The organism is Escherichia sp. AM3 (assembly GCF_032029835.1).
GTDB lineage: Bacteria > Pseudomonadota > Gammaproteobacteria > Enterobacterales > Enterobacteriaceae > Escherichia > Escherichia coli.
In genome coordinates this window covers 1-1,352 of sequence record NZ_JAVUPQ010000302.1, presented here as the reverse complement: position 1 = coordinate 1,352, position 1,352 = coordinate 1, and the positions used below count along the sequence as shown (strand labels likewise).

The window sequence follows — 1,352 nt, the reverse complement described above, 5'->3', positions numbered from 1 at the left end:
GGATGTGATACTGGAAATCTGCCATCAGACAGATGTGGAGCCGGGGATATTCACGGTGATCCACACATGGGGGCGTGACCAGCAGTGGCATCCGCATATCCATTTATCGACAACTGCCGGTGGTGTGACGTCGGGCCACACCTGGAAAAATCTTCATTTTTACGCCCGTAAGGTGATGAGCATGTGGCGTTACCGGATAACGCGGCTACTGTCCCGGTAATACCCGGAGCTGGTAATACCGGATGAACTGGCAGTGGAAGGAAACAGCAAACGGGACTGGAATTGCTTCCTGGACACGCATTACCGCCGCGGCTGGAATGTCAACATATCCAGGGTGATGGATAACGCCACACATGTGGCGGTGTACTTCGGCTCTTACCTGAAAAAGCCACCGGTGCCGATGAGTCGGCTGGAGCATTATGCCGGTCAGGATGAAATCGGTCTGCGTTACAACAGTCACCGTACAAAACGGGAAGAATACCTGTTGATGAGTGGAGATGAGTTCATGGAAAGGTTCTCCTGGCATGTAGCGGATAAGGGGTTCCGTATGGTGAGGTACTACGGTTTCCTGAGTCCGGTGAAGCGCCGCTTACTGGAAGAAGTTGTGTACGTCATAACGGAGACGGTGAGAAAAACGGCGATGCAAATCAGGTGGAGAGGGATGTATCAGAGGTTACTGAAGGTTGACCCGCTGAAGTGCATTCTGTGCGGAAGTCAGATGCGTTTTACGGGGCTGAAGCGGGGTTACGGTCCTGATGCATGAGCGACTGGCACGACAGCAGGTGTGCGGCTGAGAGCCGCAGAGGGGAAGTTGCGTCCATTTTACCGGAAACGGAGCAAAAAACCGCCATTCATACCCTGTATCAATCAGTGTCATCCTGTTTAATAGTCGTTTCCGCTCATATGGTGCACAAGGGGTGTTGAAGAAACATCCGTTTTGTGGTGCTTTTTTAGTCTTTTGGGGATTTAAATTCCTATCGATGAACCGGGCATTAAAGATAATTACTGGTCGATCTCCGATTGTATGCCGCAGTTGCCGCGCCACATCTATCCATGATGGTGCGCCGCAGAGAGCCTGCTCACTGATACCATGCACGGCGGCGGCCTGCGCTCCGATGGCGACCGTGGGCTTCAGCCTGGTTTCAAATACCACCTGACCGGCAGCATCGGTCAGGCCGATTTCCAGGGCTTCCGCGGTATTATCCAGTCCTGTCGTTTCAGTATCCAGAAAGAGTGGTGCCAGACTCAGCCAGTCATATGCCTGCCGTGCCATCCGGCCACTGGTGCTGTTTAGTCGGGATAAAACGGAAAGCCGCTGGCCAGCCAGCGGTTGTTTACTCGTCAGAGGGCGT

2 pseudogenes are annotated in these 1,352 nt (G+C 53.3%); one reads left to right on the top strand and one right to left on the bottom strand.

From position 1 onward, the window contains the following. A pseudogene (locus tag RTW80_RS25310) lies at positions 1-794 on the top strand (transposase); the annotation flags it as partial. Positions 795-982: 188 nt separating this feature from the next. Here the strand turns inward: RTW80_RS25310 and RTW80_RS25305 are convergent. After that, positions 983-1,352 (bottom strand): annotated as a pseudogene (locus RTW80_RS25305) (3'-5' exonuclease); the annotation flags it as partial.